This is a genomic window from Bacteroides xylanisolvens XB1A (genome assembly GCF_000210075.1).
GTDB classification, from domain to species: Bacteria; Bacteroidota; Bacteroidia; order Bacteroidales; family Bacteroidaceae; genus Bacteroides; species Bacteroides xylanisolvens.
Window position 1 is genome coordinate 2,056,460 of record NC_021017.1, and the last position, 18,371, is coordinate 2,074,830.

At 38.7% G+C, this 18,371-nt stretch carries 15 protein-coding genes; 10 read left to right on the forward strand and 5 right to left on the reverse strand.

The genetic code is table 11. The features are described 5' to 3' along the window. Positions 1-3 precede the first annotated feature (3 nt). Positions 4-711 (forward strand): TIGR02757 family protein, encoded by a 708-nt coding sequence (locus BXY_RS08410; protein WP_008774575.1) that lies wholly within the window; start codon positions 4-6, stop codon positions 709-711. 135 nt (positions 712-846) lie between these two features. Here BXY_RS08410 and BXY_RS08415 read toward each other — a convergent pair whose 3' ends face one another. From BXY_RS08415 to BXY_RS08425, 3 genes are all read right to left on the reverse strand, one after another. Then, positions 847-2,133: a leucine-rich repeat protein gene (locus tag BXY_RS08415; RefSeq protein ID WP_008774574.1), complete on the reverse strand. Its 1,287-nt coding sequence runs from the start codon at positions 2,131-2,133 to the stop codon at positions 847-849. Between the two features lie 11 nt (positions 2,134-2,144). Then, positions 2,145-2,549, reverse strand: coding sequence for a hypothetical protein (locus BXY_RS08420; RefSeq protein WP_008649835.1), 405 nt, complete (start codon positions 2,547-2,549; stop codon positions 2,145-2,147). Positions 2,550-2,711: 162 nt separating this feature from the next. Then, positions 2,712-4,367 (reverse strand): tetratricopeptide repeat protein, encoded by a 1,656-nt coding sequence (locus BXY_RS08425; protein ID WP_015531682.1) that lies wholly within the window; start codon positions 4,365-4,367, stop codon positions 2,712-2,714. Positions 4,368-4,600: 233 nt separating this feature from the next. On the opposite strand from BXY_RS08425, the gene BXY_RS08430 reads away from it, so the two are divergent. Both BXY_RS08430 and BXY_RS08435 read left to right on the forward strand, forming a co-directional pair. Beyond that, positions 4,601-4,954 carry a type II toxin-antitoxin system MqsR family toxin gene (locus tag BXY_RS08430; RefSeq protein ID WP_008649839.1) on the forward strand — a complete coding sequence of 118 codons (354 nt, stop codon included), beginning with the start codon at positions 4,601-4,603 and terminating at the stop codon, positions 4,952-4,954. 5 nt (positions 4,955-4,959) lie between these two features. Continuing rightward, positions 4,960-5,955: a type II toxin-antitoxin system antitoxin SocA domain-containing protein gene (locus BXY_RS08435; protein WP_008774571.1), complete on the forward strand. Its 996-nt coding sequence runs from the start codon at positions 4,960-4,962 to the stop codon at positions 5,953-5,955. Positions 5,956-6,395: 440 nt separating this feature from the next. Here BXY_RS08435 and BXY_RS08440 read toward each other — a convergent pair whose 3' ends face one another. Next, positions 6,396-6,878 (reverse strand): hypothetical protein, encoded by a 483-nt coding sequence (locus BXY_RS08440; protein WP_008649850.1) that lies wholly within the window; start codon positions 6,876-6,878, stop codon positions 6,396-6,398. Positions 6,879-7,441: 563 nt separating this feature from the next. Here BXY_RS08440 and BXY_RS08445 point away from each other — a divergent pair. Then, positions 7,442-8,662 carry a site-specific integrase gene (locus BXY_RS08445; RefSeq protein ID WP_134993680.1) on the forward strand — a complete coding sequence of 407 codons (1,221 nt, stop codon included), beginning with the start codon at positions 7,442-7,444 and terminating at the stop codon, positions 8,660-8,662. 215 nt (positions 8,663-8,877) lie between these two features. On the opposite strand, the gene BXY_RS08450 is transcribed toward BXY_RS08445, so the two are convergent. Next, complete coding sequence (locus BXY_RS08450) at positions 8,878-9,762, reverse strand: helix-turn-helix transcriptional regulator (protein WP_004315879.1); 885 nt, start codon at positions 9,760-9,762, stop codon at positions 8,878-8,880. A gap of 267 nt (positions 9,763-10,029) precedes the next feature. Between BXY_RS08450 and BXY_RS08455 the strand changes: the two genes are divergently transcribed. The 6 genes from BXY_RS08455 to BXY_RS08480 all read left to right on the forward strand — a co-directional run bounded on the left by BXY_RS08455 (position 10,030) and on the right by BXY_RS08480 (position 18,345). Continuing rightward, positions 10,030-10,623, forward strand: coding sequence for a DUF3575 domain-containing protein (locus tag BXY_RS08455; RefSeq protein ID WP_008645028.1), 594 nt, complete (start codon positions 10,030-10,032; stop codon positions 10,621-10,623). Between the two features lie 8 nt (positions 10,624-10,631). Continuing rightward, positions 10,632-11,795 carry a DUF3868 domain-containing protein gene (locus tag BXY_RS08460; RefSeq protein WP_008645030.1) on the forward strand — a complete coding sequence of 388 codons (1,164 nt, stop codon included), beginning with the start codon at positions 10,632-10,634 and terminating at the stop codon, positions 11,793-11,795. Positions 11,796-11,837: 42 nt separating this feature from the next. Further along, a complete protein-coding gene (locus BXY_RS08465) occupies positions 11,838-13,595 on the forward strand; it encodes an Mfa1 family fimbria major subunit (protein WP_008645032.1) in 1,758 nt (585 codons plus the stop codon). Between the two features lie 106 nt (positions 13,596-13,701). After that, positions 13,702-14,700: a FimB/Mfa2 family fimbrial subunit gene (locus tag BXY_RS08470; protein WP_134993524.1), complete on the forward strand. Its 999-nt coding sequence runs from the start codon at positions 13,702-13,704 to the stop codon at positions 14,698-14,700. A gap of 22 nt (positions 14,701-14,722) precedes the next feature. Continuing rightward, a complete protein-coding gene (locus BXY_RS08475) occupies positions 14,723-16,708 on the forward strand; it encodes a hypothetical protein (RefSeq protein WP_015531685.1) in 1,986 nt (661 codons plus the stop codon). Positions 16,709-16,713: 5 nt separating this feature from the next. After that, positions 16,714-18,345 carry a fimbrial protein gene (locus BXY_RS08480; RefSeq protein ID WP_015531686.1) on the forward strand — a complete coding sequence of 544 codons (1,632 nt, stop codon included), beginning with the start codon at positions 16,714-16,716 and terminating at the stop codon, positions 18,343-18,345. Positions 18,346-18,371: the final 26 nt, after the last annotated feature.

Below are 18,371 nucleotides of genomic sequence, written 5' to 3' on the forward strand. Positions count from 1 at the left end.
GAAATGACTGAAGATATAAAGAATAAACTTTTAATGTGTGCGGAGATGTATCATCGCGCAGACTTTATACAAAGCGATCCGGTGCAGTTTCCCCATCGTTATACGCTGAAACAGGATATCGAAGTCAGCGGTTTGCTGACAGCGATTATGAGTTTTGGCAATCGCAAACAGATCTTGAAGAAAGCGGACGAATTGCACGGGCTAATGGGAGATTCGCCTTATCAGTATGTATTGTCCTGCCAGTGGGAGAAGGATTTTCCTTCAGGAGCAACCAATAGCTTTTATCGGATGTTGTCGTATGCTGATTTTTATGGATACTTTCGGCGATTATATATAGCTTATACACAGTTTGAAAGTCTGGAGGAAGCTTTGATGTTATATCCCGGAATACCAATGGAAAAGTTATGTGCATTTCTTGAAGTTTCTGCCAAAAGTCCTCAAAAGAAACTGAATATGTTTTTGCGTTGGATGATTCGTCGGGATTCGGAGGTCGATTTGGGGATTTGGGAAAGTTTTGATCGCAGAGATTTGATTGTTCCTTTAGATACACATGTATGCCGGGTAGCACATTATTTCAAGTTGACGGATACGGAAACTTTTTCTTTGAAAAATGCCCGTCAGATAACGGCAGCATTGGCTACAGTCTTTCCGGATGATCCTTGTCTGGGCGATTTTGCTCTGTTCGGCTTGGGGGTGAATGGGGAGATTTAAATAGATAAACTAATAGTACTGATTTTTCCGGCTATTATCGAAAATATAGTGTTTTCTTAAGTTATTTCGATTATAACCGGAAAAGTCGATATTAAACCAACTTTATTCGATTATAATCGAAAAACTGGAGAACTGTTAGAACGTTGTTATCTTGTTTGTGAAATCCCTCCAACCATTTGCGTTCTTATATTTTTCCACAGATTCGGCAGGAACACGAATGACGGTAATATCATCCGGAAATCCGTACCATACTTTTTCAAATACCTGCGGAGGTGTTGTCCCTTCTACCTTTACTTCTTTAATACCTGTATTATTGAAAGCCGAAAAATTAATCTGTGTGACGTTTGCCGGAATGGTTAATTGGGTCACTTTCCTATTACCACCCAGTAATCCCTGTCCCAATATCCGAATACTTTCAGGTATTTCGAAGCGAGCCAATTTCGGACATCCTTCAAGACAATAGGGGTGGATCATAGCTTCGGGGTCATCATTGAAAGTACTCCCGTAGGTGGTCACTTCCGCCAATTCCGGGCAGTAATAAAAGGCTCTTTGCGCCATGGTTGTAACGCCGTTCGGTAACTTCACGGTTGTAACGCTACTTTCCCGGAATGTTTCCAATCCGATTGTTTTTACATTTTCCGGAATCTCAATCGTTTTCAGTTGAGATGTCTTAAGGAATGCCTGTGCTCCGATTTCTTTTAGTGTCGCAGGCAGCAGCACTTCTTCAACGCCCGCATATACAAAAGTGCTGGCGGGAAGTTTGGTGAGTTTCGTTTGGCTTAAATCTGCTTTTTTCAAATTCCGGCAATAGTAGAAAATGTTTTCCTCCATCTGTTCCAGGCTTGATGGAAATACTATTTCCTGAATGGCCGAATTGAAGAAAGCCATATCTCCAATCGATTTTAATCCTTCATTGAGTACTACCTTTGCTGTTTGGCTGTTGCTGAAGGCAGCTTTCGGGATTGATCTCACGCTATTGGGAAGTATGATTTCATTGTATCCTTTCAATATTTCCGTCAATACTCCGTTTTCTATACGGACGGGTGAAACCTGAACAGAAAAGCTTTTCTGTTTTCCTTCCAGTGTGATGGTTACTTCTTGTTTTTCGACAGGCGTGGATGAAGAGAAACCGCTGATCTGTTCCGGGGTAACTTTTACAGGCCGTTGTTTCCCGTCATCATATTTTCCTGTCACGTTAAGGCCGGTTAAGTCTATATTCTCTCCTAATGCATAAATTGTTTTTGAGGGTAGCTGTTCTATGAAGAAATCTTCAAGTGAAGCCTCTATGGGTTCAACAGGATTTGCTGCCGAAGGTGAATCTTTCCTGTATTCGTCATTTTCGGTGCTGCAACTTAGTAATATTGTTCCCAAAAACATTTGCAGGCAAAGTGCTGTAATTATATAAAGTCTAGTTTGCTTCATGTGATAAAGGCTTAGTTAGGGAATTGGGTTAAACGTATTTCTACTTTTACGGCTTTTCCGGCTTCTACGGTTTTGCCGGAAGACCATATCTGATAGTTGTTAGGGCCGCCCCCTTCTTGTACCACGAATGTCAGGAACCGTTGCGACTGCGTTGCAAACCATTCCTCTCGTGGCAGTACAAAGGTGGCCATACCACTTTCATTTGTCTGTATGATTGCAGTTGGCAAAGTTAAATTATCTTTTTCAAAAACCTTATAATCCTTTTCATTATACATTTTTACGGGAACGCCCGTTGCAATTTTTCCATTCTCATCATAAACGGATACCACTACTTTTGCTTCTTTCATTTCTTCGTTTCCTTTTTCGCATGCTACCATGAAAAGCATGGCGCTTAATAGAATAACAATCTTCTTCATAATCTTTTCTTTTTTCTAATTTTTCGAATGCAAAAGTAATAAGATTGCATCAAATTCGGGTTGTGATGCAATCTCGCAAATCTAACACTTTGATTTAAAGTATATTGATATTCAATGGATTATGAAAGATGTATTCTAAGATTTCTAACACAGGTCTAACACCTATCCGAAAAGTGCTAAAAACAACTCTTTATTGGCCGTTTCTGCCGATTTGATACGTGATTTGAGCCGTGACTTGCGAGCATATACATTAGCTACCGTATCTTTCATAAACAAACTGATTACTTGTGGAGAGAAACCTACAAAAATATAACAAAGCAGTCGTATGTCAGCTTCTTTCATTGACGAAAATTCATTCCGCAACTTCTCCATTGCATTATCATGGCAGGTATTTACGATAAGTTCCAGTTCTTGCAACATTGCATTGTTCTCTGCAAAATCGGTGATAATCTGTTTCACTTCGTGGAACATGGCTGCTTGTTGCGATTCGGTATTCTCACGTTCATAGTAAGTCTTTCCCAGTTTGTCAATGATGTCGAATCGTGAAGCTATCAAACCTTTTAAATGGCTTTCTGCATTGCGCTGTCCTTCCATATGTTCTGTCAGGGTTTTGTATTGGGCGTTGGCTTCTTCCGCCAATAGCAGGTAGCGGTCGGTACGTTCGCGTTGCAGGCGCAGACGTTGACGGATGATGTAGTATGCTACCCCTATTATTAGAAAAATTACGCTTGCTATGGTAATCTCCCAGGTAGTACGGTTCTTCATCCGGTATTCGGCAAATTTGGAGCGTTCCTTGAAATAGTCACGTTCCACCATACCGGCGGAGAATTGCATATTTGAACGTGTCAGCGAGTCAGTCAGATAGATATAATGGTGTATCTTCTCTGTCGCTTTCTCGAAGTTTCTGGCCTGCGCTTCAATCCGATAAGCGGTGTATTGCAGGTCTGCCATGTCACGTATATCGGTGGAATGTGTTTCTGCAAGTGCCAGATAGTAGCGTGCGCTGTCTATACGGTTTTTTAGTAGATTCACATCTACTAATGTATGGTATCCGTATAACGTATCTTGCCGGGCAGAGAGTTCGATGCGTTGCAGTAGGTCATGAGGAATTTGTTTCTTGCCTGACACCACATAGAGAGAAGCAAGATTGGTGAGACTGGCTTTGGCTAACTTATTGTACTTGTGCTCATCAGCCAAATCGAGTGCGGCAGAATAGAGTCGCATGGCTTTCTCCATATCTTTTGAATTGAAAGTTACGGCTGCCATATCGAGAGTTGCCTCTGTTTCTTCACGAGTGTTATCAGTCTGCCGGAAGTTATTGCGAGCTTCACGAAAATAATGATAAGCCCGGCTATAGTTCATTTGGTCATAATACACTTCACCGATTTGACTGTATAAAAGCCCTGCATAATAAGGCTCATTGGTATCTTTCAGTTTCTCTTCAATTTCTAGGAAAAGACGTAACGCTCCCGGTTTGTCTCCTGCGCGCAGTTTAACCCGTCCCCAATAATAGAGAGTTTTGCATTGGCGGCGTAAATCTTTGGGATGATGTTTATAATGGCTCCAAGCCTGGCGAATGAGCGAATCATTGGTTACTTTGATGTGATTTTTGTCTAAAGCCTCTGAATAAAGCAACGCATACCTGGCCTGTTCAGCCTGGCCGCCTTCCGATTTGAGTTGTTGTAATATTGTTAAGGCACTATCCGGCTTATTTTGTAACAGTGCTTCCGCCTCATCAAGCCGGGAAATCTGTTCTCTGTTATAACATCCTGTAAAAAAGAGAATTACTAATAGTTCGAGTATAATTCTGCATTTCATGCTGTGAATGTAGTGAAAATATTTCGAGTTTAGTATGGAATCGTCATATCTTTATAATTCTTATGATGTTTAATTTTGTAAAGGTAGGAAAATAGATTCGAGTTGAATTTTTCGGACTAATATCAATATATCTTGAATATATAGTCTTTTAATAGTTCTTTTTCAACTTTAAAGTTGAATGTTTGTTGTGTTATACTACATTATTCATATCTTTGCATAAAGATATTTTAGATATGGATATAGAAACAGTCGATAAATTCTTGAAAGAATTTAAAGATAAGGCTAGGGTTTTCGGGATTATCTTTCGCATAGATAGAAAGAAGAATATGCAAGCTTTGCTTGATTTGGAGATTTCGGCAATTATGCGTGAAAAGATAATAATGTCTTTGACAGTTGAGGACTATTATAAAGGTCCTACGGAAGATAAGTTGAATTATATGGGAGAACTTTGGAAGTTTGGCAAGTCCGTAGATAAAAAGGAGGTTTATATCAAAATAAGTAAAGGTACTGGAGCAAATTCTCCAATCTGTGTCTCCTTTCATTTGGCAGAGAGAAAAATAGAACATCCTTTCAAAAATAAAAAGTAGAAGTTATGAAAAGTCCGTTTACAGGTGGTGACGCTGCATTGTGTCATGAGAAGCAATCATTTGAATTTCGAAAAGACAATTTTGAGATAGTATATCATTTTTATAGATGTAAGGATACAAATGAAGAGTTTACTACAACTGAACTTGATCAACTGAATATGAATCAAGTTTATAATTTGTATCGTCAGAAATATGCGATACCATTTCCGGATGAAATAAAAAGAGTCCGGGAATTATATGGTATATCTGCACTTCGAATGTCTAAACTTTTAGGTTTTGGCGATAACCAATATAGAAAATACGAAGAAGGAGAGACGCCTAGTGTGTCTAATGGAAAAATGATTTCAGCTTTGAAAGATCCTCATTTCTTTTTGGAAATTCTGAAACTTGCTCAAAATCAGTTTCCCAATGATGAGATACTTAAAATTGAAAAAAGGGTAAAGGAACTGTTATTAAATAATTCCTGTTTTGAGAATAAAATAAATGAATTTATATTTCACAACCATTTGTCTTTACGTTCAAGTATGAATGGGTATGCTTCTGTCATTCCCGAGAAGGTTAAGCAGATTATTGTCTTTTTTGCATCTGCATTACAAGGAGTTTTTGAAACAAAACTAAATAAATTATTATTTTATTCTGATTTTCTTTCCTATAAGAAATATGGTAAAGGTATTAGCGGATTACAATACCAAGCTATAAGTTATGGGCCTGTTCCTGTGCGTTATAGTACTATATATGAGAACTTGGACGGATTAAAAAAGGAAATCATAAATTTGGGAAATGGTTATTCTGGAAGTATAATTACAACTGTTGAGCAATTTGAACAATCTTTATTTACAGTTGAAGAATTAGAGGTTTTACAATGTGTATTAGTTCATTTTGAGAAGAGTAAGGCTAATGAAATTTCAGAAATGAGTCATGCTGAAGAAGCGTGGCGTCAAAATGAAAAACAGCATAGCTTGATTGATTATAGTTATGCGTTTGATTTGAGACAGTTGTAATGTAAGCCCCCTTCCTAGTTCTGTATAAACAGAGAATCGCTATAAACTTATTAGATTTATATAGCGATTCTATAATTTATACGGGGACTTGAAGTTTTATGTAGTTTTAATTTATACCTTACAGAACATCCGGCTCCTAATAATAGACTATAATTGGGATTATCGTCCGTTCTTGTTTTTATGTATCTAATTAAATCATTTACAGAACGTTCTTTAATTTTTAACTCTTCTCTAATCTCTGTTAGTGTGTACATAGTATTTAATTTAAAAATTGAATTTACAAAATTATTGAAACAATATTATATTCCAAAGCTTTTGGATGTTTTCTATCATATGTGGAATGAAAAATATTCCAAATCGCATTTGATTTTATCTTGAATAATTACTATGGGTATATATGCTGTAGCTTATCACTTAGGGATATTTGCTTATTAGTCTTATTAAACTTTCATTTTCTTTCTCCACCTCTGAAACCCTCTCATCAAACTTTCCTCTTCCACCGACTCCGCCATATCATACTTTATCACAAACTCATGCATTGACTTTATATACATCACTCCATTTTTGAACTTATTTTCCAACAGGAATGAATAAAGCTCCGCTTTCATTTCCACCTCAATTTCCTTTTCGATAATAAAGATACTGTCCTGCCCGAAATAATTATAAACTTCCGGATTCTTCCCTTGCCTTGGGCTGGGAAGAACAAAACAGATATTTCCTGTCTCTTTCCAGGAGACGCCTTGCGGATGAGGAACGGATAATTGATGCAGGAAGTGATAAATGGGAGTGAGGTGGGAGAGGTGGATTGGAGTGGGGAGCCTTGAAGGTGGATTGTTGTGCGATTGAAGTTCTAAACTTTGTCCGTATCGGACATACATATACCTCGCCAGATATGGCTTGATGGCAAACGTGACTGTAACCATGGGAATTGAATTTTGGATTGTTGAAATTTGTTGTATACTGATTGCCGCTTCGTGCGGCAGATTCTGTCGTGTTTGTTGGAAAAAATCCCATGGGTTACGGGGACGGAATTTTAATTCAGTAAGAAGTTGAAATTCAAATGGTTACAAATGCCGGTTTTTCCTTTAAAACCAACGGGCCGTTCCTTTAAAAGGAACGACCCGTTGCACACCGAGGAATGACCTCTTCCTTTTAAAGGAACGGACGGCTCCCTAAAATCCATCGTGCAAAGCTATGCCTAATATTCTGATTTTTCAAAAGAAAGAATAGCGGTATTCTTTGTGTTGTGTAAAGAAATATTATAAATGATATACATATCTAATTTATGCGTATGCATATTGGAGATATGTAATAAAAATATACTGATTACTAGAACGTGTATTTTAACTATATTTATCAGATAACTATTCTTAAAGTAGAAAAACTTTTTATTCCATTTCTTGTTTCTTGCGTAACAGGCGGAAAAATAGTTCTGATAAGTAAGGTGAACTTTGTACTTTTACGTCTCAAACAAAAAAAGCAAGATATGATAACATCAGTGAAACTTATGCTGAACAAGAGCAGGATATTGAATAATGGTAGTTACCCTTTAGTATTTCAGGTGATACACAATCGGAGAAAAAAGTTACTGTATACAGGTTACCGGATGAAAGAAGAGGTGTTTGACGAGCTGGAAGGGAAGATTATGAATGGCGTAAGTTCTACTTTTACGGCTACGGAGGTCGTGAAAATGAACCGCGAGCTACGGAAGATGCGGAATCAGATTGATACACGGATCAGGCAGCTTGAGCGAACAAGGGAAGAATTTACAGTGGAGGATATTCTGGCTCAAAATGCTTTTGGTACAGGAAAACCACAGTTTTATTTATTGCGATATATCAATACGCAGATTGAACGGAAGCAGGAACTGAAGAAAGTGGGAATGGCTGCGGCCTACAAGAGTACTCGTTCGTCGTTGGCAAAATTTATAAGTCGCCCCGATGTGCGGATGTCGGAGGTTGATTTGGCGTTCGTCAGGAGATATGAGGATTTCCTGTATAGTAACGGTGCTTCCGGCAATACGGTAAGTTATTATCTGCGCAACTTGCGCTCTTTGTATAACCAGGCGGTAACGGACGGCTATCATCCCCGTGGCGAATATCCGTTTGCTAAAGCGCAGACCCGTCCGGCGAAGACTGTGAAACGCGCTTTGTCACGGACGGATATGCAGAATTTGGCGGACTTGAATTTGGAGAATGAACCAGAACTGGAATTTACCCGCGATCTGTATCTGTTCAGCTTTTATGCGCAGGGAATGGCTTTTGTCGATATTGTCCTTTTGAAGAAAACCGATATTTGCAATGGTGTGCTGACCTATTCCCGTCATAAGTCGAAACAGTTGATTCGTATAGTGGTGACTCCGCAGATGCAGGGCTTGATAGATAAATATAAGACAGAAAATGAGTATCTCTTTCCGATAATCAGCGGTGAATATGCTTCTGGATACAAACAGTATCGTTTGGCGTTGGGCCGTATTAACCGGCATTTGAAGAAAATCGCTGTTGTAGCTGATATTGAAGTACCGTTGACGACATATACTGCACGCCATACCTGGGCTACCCTCGCACGTGACTATGGAGCTCCGATTTCTGTGATTAGTGCCGGACTTGGACACACTTCGGAAGAAATGACACGCGTCTATTTAAAGGATTTTGATGTATTCATGCTCAATCAGGTGAATAGCATCGTTACAAACTTATCCAAATGAAATAATTATTTGTAATATAATCTGTTGAAAATTAGAATATATCATATTTTTATTTATCTTTGCAATATTGTAATCTATTCCGTAATAGAGATCATATTAAAATATCTTTGTTTCTTAATATATTTCACGCTGCAAAGTAAATGAAATTTTTCAATATTGAATTTATCATAAAGTCCAATAATTTATTCATTTTGTACCGATAGGGATAATAATGGCTAACTCGTTTGATTGGTTGCCTGACATTGCTCTATCAGTTGTTTGGGGGTACATCCGAAATGTTGTTTGCAGTAACGGTTGAAGTTACCTTGCGAATCAAATCCCAATTCTTCAATGATATCTTTTATACATACTCCTGGTTCCGTCATTTTTTCCAATATTCTTTGGTTCTTTTGTTTCAGCATCCACTGTTTAGCTGTCATACCAAACACTTCATTGAATTTGGTAAAAAAACAGCTTCTTCCCATATTCGATAGTGAGATAAGCTGCTCTATATTATCTACTTTGGTATGATTGTGCATGACAAAATCTTTAAAATCCACTTCTTTTCCGATAATGGGGTGGAATAATACTGCAATCTCCTGTTTTTCATAAAACCCTCGTAAAAGAAAGAAAAACTCTCGTTGCATCAGCCCGTGTAAGTGTGCGCAACTCATTCCGTTTTTGATGCAGTGAGTTAATACTTCAAGAAATAGTGTTAATGGATAGCGTATTTTAATTGGTGAAAAGTCATATTCAATGTTGTTGCATACATTTGATAAAGACTGTAATATGAGCTTGTCACAGTTCTCTGCAGGTATATCGAAAAACATGGAGAGCAGGCTTGAATCGGTTCCCGCAAATCCTTTTAGTCGGGAAGAACGAGGGATGAGTATCATTTCTCCAGCATGAAACAACTTGTTATGAAACTGGTTGCAACTTATGGTGAAATCGCCTTTCAGGAAGAACAGGAGATAATTTTTAGTTGTATTATCTTCTTCAAATGCTGCATTCTTGGCGAATTCAAGATATTTGAATCCGGTTTCAATTGTTGTCATGTAGTTTTGACATGACTGATGTTCTTCAATGTACAAAAGTTCGCTTTTTGTATGTTTTGTTTCCATGGCAATAACTGTTTTGATTGTTTAGTCTGTTACTTATCTGTTTGTTTCACAATTGTTTCAGTATCTATTTTTTTAATGAATTATATATCAGAATAATATTATTTATTTTGTTTGTTATGATTCATTATATTATGATATTGAAACATTCTGTTATTAGTTTCTGTAATATAATTCGTTGATAATTAAATGTTTATTGTTTATATGTAATTATGCATCTCTATTACGGAATAGAGATGCATAAGAAATAGTTTGAAAAAACTGTATATAATGAATGATTGTATAAGAAATAAAGCCGGCATACTTATTGGTCTATTTACTTTGCTAGGATGTTTTGCGGTTAGAGCACAAAATATAGCAGTAAAAACGAATTTACTTTATGGCGGGTTGTTACAAACACCAAACATAGGGGTGGAATGGGGGATATCTCCCAAACTGACTGTTGACTTGTGGGGAGCCTACAATCCTTTTCCTTTGGGTAAGAATGGTTATGGTTCCAACAATAGAAAAATGAAGCATTGGTTGATACAATCAGAGCTTCGCTATTGGCTTTGTGAACGGTTCAATGGACATTTCTTTGGCGGACATTTGTTTTATGGACAATATAATGTCAGTAATATTCGATATTGGGGACTAGGTGACTTTAGAAGACAGGGAAATCTTGCCGGATTCGGATTCAGTTATGGGTATCAGTGGATTCTTTCACCACATTGGAGTATAGAAGGGACATTAGGGATCGGCTATGCACACCTGCATTATAGTAAATACCCGTGTAAGGAATGTGGTAAGCGTTTAAGCGTAAACAACCGTAATTATTTAGGGCCTACACGTGCCGCTGTATCTATCATATATTTACTTAAATAATATCCCAAATGAATAGTTTTCAGATTATAATACTTTCCTTTTTTATGAGTATAACGGTCATGTCAGTTTCCGCTCAAAATAATGATTCGATCAAGATCAATAATTTTTCTATAGAGAAGAATGCTCAAGGTGATTCTGTGAGTTTGAGATTTCATTTGATGATTGCTCCCGGCATTACAAAAGCAAATGATGAGTTGTTGCTTACACCTATATTGATAGATATAAAGGGAAATCACTCTTTTGCTTTCCCTGTCATACGCGTAAATGGCAAAATACGGGAGAAAATAGTTCGAAGACAAAAAGTGCTTCACTCATCAAAAGCAGAGAAAGACTTAATATATACAGTATCCAATCGGCAATGGAATACAATAACATGTTCAACTCCGATGTTGGCCAATCAACTTTGGATATGGCAGGCAAAGTTAGTGTTATGGCGGCAACTTGGAAATTGCTGTATGAAAAAGGAGTTGGATATGGTGGAATTGTTTACGTGGAACCGGACGGATGGATATTCTATTGTTAAGCCGGAAATAAAGAATAAGGTGGAAATACCGGAAATGTTACCGCATAAATGTGCTACGGAAGTACTGGCTGAAACAGAGAAATTTGTAGAACCCATAGATAACTATTCAGCGGGTAAAAGGATTCTGGCGGGCGAGCAGGAAGGAGCACAGATTGTTTATTTCAAGCTTGCAAAGGCAGAGATAGATAGCAATTATCTGGATAATGAGAGAGTGCTGGAACATATCATTGATGTAATTCGCCGTATTAGTGAAGATCCCGAAGTAGAGATAGCTCGCGTAGTGCTATTGGGGCTTTCCTCACCCGAGGGGGCTTTTGAATTCAACAAGCGATTGTCTGGAAAACGAGCTGAAGCGCTGAAGCAATATATAGCCGACCGGATTGCTTTGGCGGATAGTTGCTTTGCGCTTGTGAATGGTGATGAGGGCTGGGAAGAACTACGTTATAAAGTGGAACACTCTGATATGGAATACCGTAAGGAAGTATTGAATATTATTGATTCAGTTCCGATAATGAAAGGCCGTGAGGGACAGTTGCAACGTTTGAAAAGAGGAGTGCCCTATCGTTATTTGGAAGAACACTTCTTTCCGCAACTGCGTCGAGCCGGATACATCAAGGTGTATTACCGGATGAAAAATGGAACCATATAAATCTCAATATATAATAATTTATTTTTTAATCATAAGACAAAAATGAGAAAGAATTATTTTCTAATCGGAGTATTTGCGCTGGCAACAATAACGTTTGCTGCTTGTAGCAGTGAGGACAAGCTAGGTGAAGAAAGAAGCGATGACAATGGTAATACCGAAGTCATAGAGGGAGAGCCTACTTGGGCGAAGTTTACATTTAAACTGGGCAAAGATGGTGTTGTAGCACGTGCAACGGGTGACACACATGAAGGTACTACTACAGAAAAAAACATCAAAAATCTGCGGGCTTATATCTTCAATGAGTCCGGTAGCTTTGAAGCAAAGACGGATAATGCTACTGTAGATGAACATGGCACGGAGCACACTGCTGTATTGAAACTAACTTCCGGTAAAAAGAAAGTGTATGTAGTAGCTAATATGCAAGACGACTGGATTACGTCTACCACTACAACTACTCAATTTGAAGCTGTTACTTTGACACATTGTACGAAAGCAGGACGTATTGCTCATACCAAAGGTGTAGAAACAGCAGTTGCTGTATCGCGTGTCGGTAATTTTGATAAAATATCCGGTAATGGGAATGCGGCGACCAATGGTTTCCTGATGGCAAACGTATTGAAGGCAACCGAATACACATTATATCCCGGGATTTCTGCTGAGGATTGCTCGAAACCGGCGTATGATAGTTCGGCGGAAATGAAGAAAAACAATCATTTGGAGGTGTTCATATCCCGTGCTGCTGCTAAGTTGCAGGCTACTTATGCAAATGCGGATGCTTTGATATTGAAAGATAGTGAAAGTAATACATTAGGCAAATTACTTACTCCGACTTTTACGGTTCGTAATCTTCCGGTTCAGAGCTATATATTTCTGCATAATCATGTTGATGGTTTCCTTACGCCGTTTTATACAATGACCAATACTAGCTCTACATTTGCAGATTTCGCTAAATATTATGACGAGGTGAATGAGCCTAATTTGGATTTGAAAGCAAGTGCTGACGGGGAAGCTATAGAGTCTATATATTTGCCGGAGAACTCCAATCAGACACCGGTAAGGGGAAATACTACTTATGTGTTGGTGAAAGGTGTATTTGCTCCGGCGGCTAATGTGATGATTAATGCTGTTGAAGTGAAAAATGATGGTGGCAATCTTAGTATCGAAAATAAATTAGACGGAACTGATTATACTACAGGAGGAAAAGATGTACCGCCATATTTTATTGTCCCGGAATGGGAAAATCAGATTTATACGGCTCCTGCAGACTTTAGTGGAAACTTGGCAAACTATGGCTTGGGCATGATTTTAAAGACTTATTTGAATAAAGCCGGAAAACAGAAATGGTTAAATGCAGTAGACGAGGGAAGTGCTGTAGACGAAGGTGATATAGAAAATTCTGTAAGTGTATATTATGGAAGCTCATTCTCTACTTCTGAAGGTATTTATTCAGTTGTTACCATCAAGAAATATTCGCATCCCAAGAATGCACTACCGGGCTATAAGGAAAGTATTGAAGGAACAATACGTATTTTTCAGTACACCGGAGGTACTTGTTATTATCGTGTGAATGTTGAAGATAATATGGACGGAAAGACGGAAGCCAACAACCTGTTCTATTCGGTAATGCGCAACCGTTTTTACAATGTAAATATCTCAAAAATTACTTCAATCGGTTATCCCGATGATGAAGATGTTACCGTGGACCCGACAGATCCCATCAACCAGAAAACGTACATGCAGGCACATATCACAGTGGAACCATGGACGAAAGTTGAACAGGATGCAGAACTGGGAATGTAATTGCTATTAGTCTGCCGGTTCATTAAAAATAGATTTTAACGGATTCTTTTGCCGGGGCATTGTCCCCGGTAAAAGAATCTAAAATCCCTCTCAATAACAATTTAACATGCATAGTACATTTTACCGGAAAAGAAGGATGGTGGTATACATATCAATGCTATTATGGCTTATTACAGGATGCGTTAATGAAGATTTTTCCGATTGTCCGCAGGGAAGTTTCCAGGTGGCTTTCGAATATGTTCATCACATGGACAATACTTGTCCCGATCGCTTCAACATTGACGTACAGCAAATAGACTTGTATGTATTTGATGCAGCCGGATGTTTTTTGAAATGTATAACTCGTAAAGGGACGCCTTTCCCGAAAGATTTTCGGATTGACCCGGAACTTTCTGCCGGTAGCTATACGTTGGTGGCATGGGGAAACTTGACTGATGAAGTGACTTTACAACCGGCCTTTATTGCCGGACAAACTACGCTTGAGCAGGTGTTATTATCACTCAACGCAGCTGAAGACCGTAGCGTGAACCATAGACTGACTCCTGTTTTTCATGCTATGAAACAAGTAGAAGTAAACGATGTGAAGGAACACACTGAAGTTCTTTCACTTATAAAGAATGAGAATCATTTGCATCTGAATGTGAAGTGGTTTGAAAAAAGCGGAATACCATGTATTCACCGCTGTGCGGATGGCGTGCGTGTCCGTGTACTTGATCCCAAAGGGGCGACCTATAAATTTGATAATTCTGTAGTTGCTTCGGGCAACGAATTGACATATTATCCATATCAGGGCGTAAATAATGATGCATGGAATCAATTTGCAGGCGTTTTTTCTTTGATGCGTTTGGTGGAAGGGGAAAAATTGACGCTACTGATAGAACGTTTGATGCAGGACGGCACAGCCAAAGAACTCTACCGTTCTGACTTAGTCGAACTTATCCGGATGCATCCATATACCCGCATCCAGTCGGAACTTGACCGGCAAGATGTGTATGAAGTAGAAATATCGCTTATAGATGATCTGGACGGTGACACGGATACTTATATGCAAACGGCTGTTACCGTATCAGGGTGGACAATCATATTGCAGGATACGGAAATGTGATACTTTATAATTAAACGAGAGAATGAGACTGAAATTAGTTTATATATATAGCTTCGTTGTGACATTATTATATCTGCTTACTGCTTGTACTGACGGAATAGAAGCATCTTCCGATAGTAATGGCCAGGGGGAAGGCAAGGAAATTCCTGTCAGTATCATGCCGAAACTTGTTGCAGGGGATGAAAATGAGGTATCACAATTGCGTGTTATTATTTTCTCGACACGTACTTCCAATCCTTACGGCCCTAAAGTTTTAGTCAGCAATCAATTGATAGATGTAAATGAAGATTATGTTGCCATTACCTATATAGGATACAATGATATTTATGTGATAGGAAATGAACCGGTAGATCTTTCGGGAATCAATAGCCCTGAAGAATTGAAAAATATTCAGATGAATACGGAAAGCAGCCTGAGTGCTTCAAAATTTGTATTTTTCCGGCAGTTGCTTAATGTGAATGTACGGAGTAAAAATGAGATATATCCGGAAGGGGCATCCGCTTCTGTTTCAAAACTGGAGATAAAGTTGCAACGAGTGATTGCCAAGTTAAGTGTGAAGTTTGACCTTAGTACGGAGATTTGTGAAAATGGAAACCCTACAGGTGAATTCGTTAATCTTGAGTCTATGGAGTTACTTCGTATTCCAAAGTATAGTTATCTGGCTTCCTGTAAATACAGGATAGAAGAGGGGTTTCTAGATAACCGCGTTTTTTCACTAGAAAATAGCAGTGCAGAACAGAATCATTTCACATGGTCATCCGGTGATATATATTTGCCGGAATATCTGCCGATGGATGAGATTTACAGAATGGTATTGCGCATTAAAGGGACATCAAGAGGAATCACCCGTATATATACTTTGCCGATTGGTGATGCGATGAATTCAATTGATTCACATTCTACAGAATGGAATATAACCCGCAACAGGCATTATAGTTTGAATATTAAAGCGATTACCGGTTATGGGGAGGAGTCCCTTGAAGTGAAATCCAACGTTTCCGGATGGTCGGAAGTCAATGTTCCGATTGAAATAACGGGAGCTAGTTTTCTTGCAGTCAACAAAAAGACGGTCGAAGTAAAGTCTTTACGCTTTTACTCGTATGTGCGTTTTGCTTGTAACGCTCCGGTTGAAGTGAAACTTCCCGATGAGGTGACAATCGGTAATCAACTGCAGATGACAATAGAATATGATGACGTGACAAAGAAAAGCGGTCGCGTCGGGTTCAGACGTGGAAATTGGAATACTGGTAATGATATTATATATGTAACTACATTAAAATCGGGTACCGCATCTGTTGAACTTAATCTGCAACTTTATAGATCTGAAACAATTCGTGTCGGAAATAACCTTGTTACTTGGGCTGAAGCCATGGGATATTGGGAAGAGGCTAACTGGATACGTACGGGTATTTATAATGATGAGTTTTATAAAAGAGCCACCCGGGAAACTGGATGTAGAGCATATTATCCTGAAGGGATAAATGAGAATGATGCAACAAGAGGGAAAGGATGCTGGAGATTAGCTACCATACGTGAAAATTGGGCGATTAATTCTGCTGAAGCATGGTGCATAGAGGAACATGATACAAATGGCAGAAAGGCATATGTAAGTTACGGATCGGGAAATCTCATAGACGATTATAAAGAGAATAAAAAATATCGCTATAACTGTACACTTGATGTTCGTCCTCCTGAACTTTCAGATTTTATAGTCTCAAGTTCAGATGTAACGAATGTCACGAAGGAAAATGCGTCCTCTATATGTGCAAATTTAGGCAGTGGATGGAGATTGCCTACAGGAAAAGAAATGAATTATGTTTTCCTGAATGCCGGAACCAACGGGCTTCCCAATAATTTCTTTTCGGACAGTTATTGGGGAAAGAATGAGGATGGTACTTTCATTGTAGCAACAATGAGCGATCCGGACGGAAGTGCCACGACGGATGAATTGCGAAATGGGAGACATACGGTGCGTTGTGTGAAATTACGTTATCCCCCTGTTGGATAAGAAAAATGATAGATATGATAGTAAAAAAGAAATATATTCAATTAGTCCTGTTTGTATTGCTTTTCTCTTTGGGGGCTTGCAATAGTGATGAAATGTCGGATATTAACGATACAACAGAAGTACAGGAGCAAATGGTTTTGAAACTAAGTGTGCAACAAGAGTCTGTTGTGTATACGCGGGGAACAGGTACCCCTGCCGATGAAGCAAAGGTTGAAAGTATGGATTTTCTGATATTCAATCATGACGGAAAAATTGTTTATCATCAGCATCCTGTATTGGAATGGACTGGAAATGAATATAAGACGACAGTAAACATTCCTTCGGCGACAGGAGAGCATACATTGTATCTGATAGCTAATTATCCGATGGAAGCAGGGACAATACATACTTTACAGGACTTGGAAAGCAGGATATGCACAAGTACGAAAGCACTTGTAAAACCACCCTTTGTAATGGCTACCAGGCGCATAACTCTTTCATCACTCAACATGATAGCTATTCGTAATGCGATGGAAAGTGACGGTAGCAATGGTTTCAGTTTAAAACGGAATGTTGCGAAATTCAGTGTGGGAGTGGCAGACAACAATTTTGAATTGATTTCAATAAATTGGTTGGGTTGTCCTGTGTCAGCCTCTGTATTGGCAGACGTGGATTATACCAGTCCGTCCACTTTGTCCGTCAGTAGCCTTGCTCCTTCGTCAAATCCTATTTATCTGTATCAGATTCGGAAAATGGGGTTGGATGCGCATAAAGGATTTCACATCGTTGTACATGGAAAATATACGGCAGCGGATGGGACAGAAAGGGAAGGATACTATAAACTCCGTCTATGTACAATAGATGATGCTACAGGAGAAAAAGTTCCGTTGACTTCAATTGTAGGCAATGATTACTATAAACTGAATATCCGGAGTGTTACGGGATTTGGCGCTAATTCATTCGAGAATGCAGAAAAGAATGGATTTACTAATGATATGGAAGCATTCATGTTATTAGAGTATAATGGTACACATGATTATCAAGAGAATTATTTGCAGAATGGTTATCAGATGGGATTTGAAAATTCCCGTTGGATTATATACAGTAATGAAATCTTGAATTCTTTTGTGTTAGGTCATTTCTACCGGTGCATCCGGGATGAATCATTGGAAGGTTACACCATGTTTGATCCGGATTATCCTAATCTTCAGCGTGGATTGATAACGGTGAAAGCAAATGGGACAGAAATAACGGGGGAAACAGTTTGTAATGATACTCCTGATAATCCCGTCGAGATGGACTTGTGTTTCACGGAATCGAGTGAAGTCGCAGGTACGGAATACTCTTTTACGAGTATTATCCAATATGGTGTTCTACAAAAAACGGTAACTGTTGAACGTCATTCCTCTATCGGTCGGTCATATACAGTGCTTCCTATGTTATATACGAATTACGGGGAAGTGTTCGATTCATGTGATTGGATCGGGATAGCTGAACAACGGCACGAAGGTGCTATTATTTATCCGCAGTTAGACTCTGCTAATGATTACATTTTTGTCCATGTAAAGGAAAATGGCACAGGCAATGCACGTGAAGGAAAGGTGCGTCTGTTTGGTAGGAATGGATATTTTGAACTTCGGATACGTCAGGAAGGATAATTCAAATAGTGTTAAGAGTGAAAGGA

Excerpts from the sequence above, each read along its gene's own strand:
- BXY_RS08410 (WP_008774575.1), top strand. The coding sequence starts at position 4 with ATGACTGAAGATATAAAGAATAAACTTTTAATGTGTGCGGAGATGTAT.
- BXY_RS08415 (WP_008774574.1), bottom strand. The coding sequence starts at position 2,133 with ATGAAGCAAACTAGACTTTATATAATTACAGCACTTTGCCTGCAAATG.
- BXY_RS08420 (WP_008649835.1), bottom strand. The coding sequence starts at position 2,549 with ATGAAGAAGATTGTTATTCTATTAAGCGCCATGCTTTTCATGGTAGCA.
- BXY_RS08425 (WP_015531682.1), bottom strand. The coding sequence starts at position 4,367 with ATGAAATGCAGAATTATACTCGAACTATTAGTAATTCTCTTTTTTACA.
- BXY_RS08430 (WP_008649839.1), top strand. The coding sequence starts at position 4,601 with ATGGATATAGAAACAGTCGATAAATTCTTGAAAGAATTTAAAGATAAG.
- BXY_RS08435 (WP_008774571.1), top strand. The coding sequence starts at position 4,960 with ATGAAAAGTCCGTTTACAGGTGGTGACGCTGCATTGTGTCATGAGAAG.
- BXY_RS08440 (WP_008649850.1), bottom strand. The coding sequence starts at position 6,878 with ATGGTTACAGTCACGTTTGCCATCAAGCCATATCTGGCGAGGTATATG.
- BXY_RS08445 (WP_134993680.1), top strand. The coding sequence starts at position 7,442 with ATGATAACATCAGTGAAACTTATGCTGAACAAGAGCAGGATATTGAAT.
- BXY_RS08450 (WP_004315879.1), bottom strand. The coding sequence starts at position 9,762 with ATGGAAACAAAACATACAAAAAGCGAACTTTTGTACATTGAAGAACAT.
- BXY_RS08455 (WP_008645028.1), top strand. The coding sequence starts at position 10,030 with ATGAATGATTGTATAAGAAATAAAGCCGGCATACTTATTGGTCTATTT.
- BXY_RS08460 (WP_008645030.1), top strand. The coding sequence starts at position 10,632 with ATGAATAGTTTTCAGATTATAATACTTTCCTTTTTTATGAGTATAACG.
- BXY_RS08465 (WP_008645032.1), top strand. The coding sequence starts at position 11,838 with ATGAGAAAGAATTATTTTCTAATCGGAGTATTTGCGCTGGCAACAATA.
- BXY_RS08470 (WP_134993524.1), top strand. The coding sequence starts at position 13,702 with ATGCATAGTACATTTTACCGGAAAAGAAGGATGGTGGTATACATATCA.
- BXY_RS08475 (WP_015531685.1), top strand. The coding sequence starts at position 14,723 with ATGAGACTGAAATTAGTTTATATATATAGCTTCGTTGTGACATTATTA.
- BXY_RS08480 (WP_015531686.1), top strand. The coding sequence starts at position 16,714 with ATGATAGATATGATAGTAAAAAAGAAATATATTCAATTAGTCCTGTTT.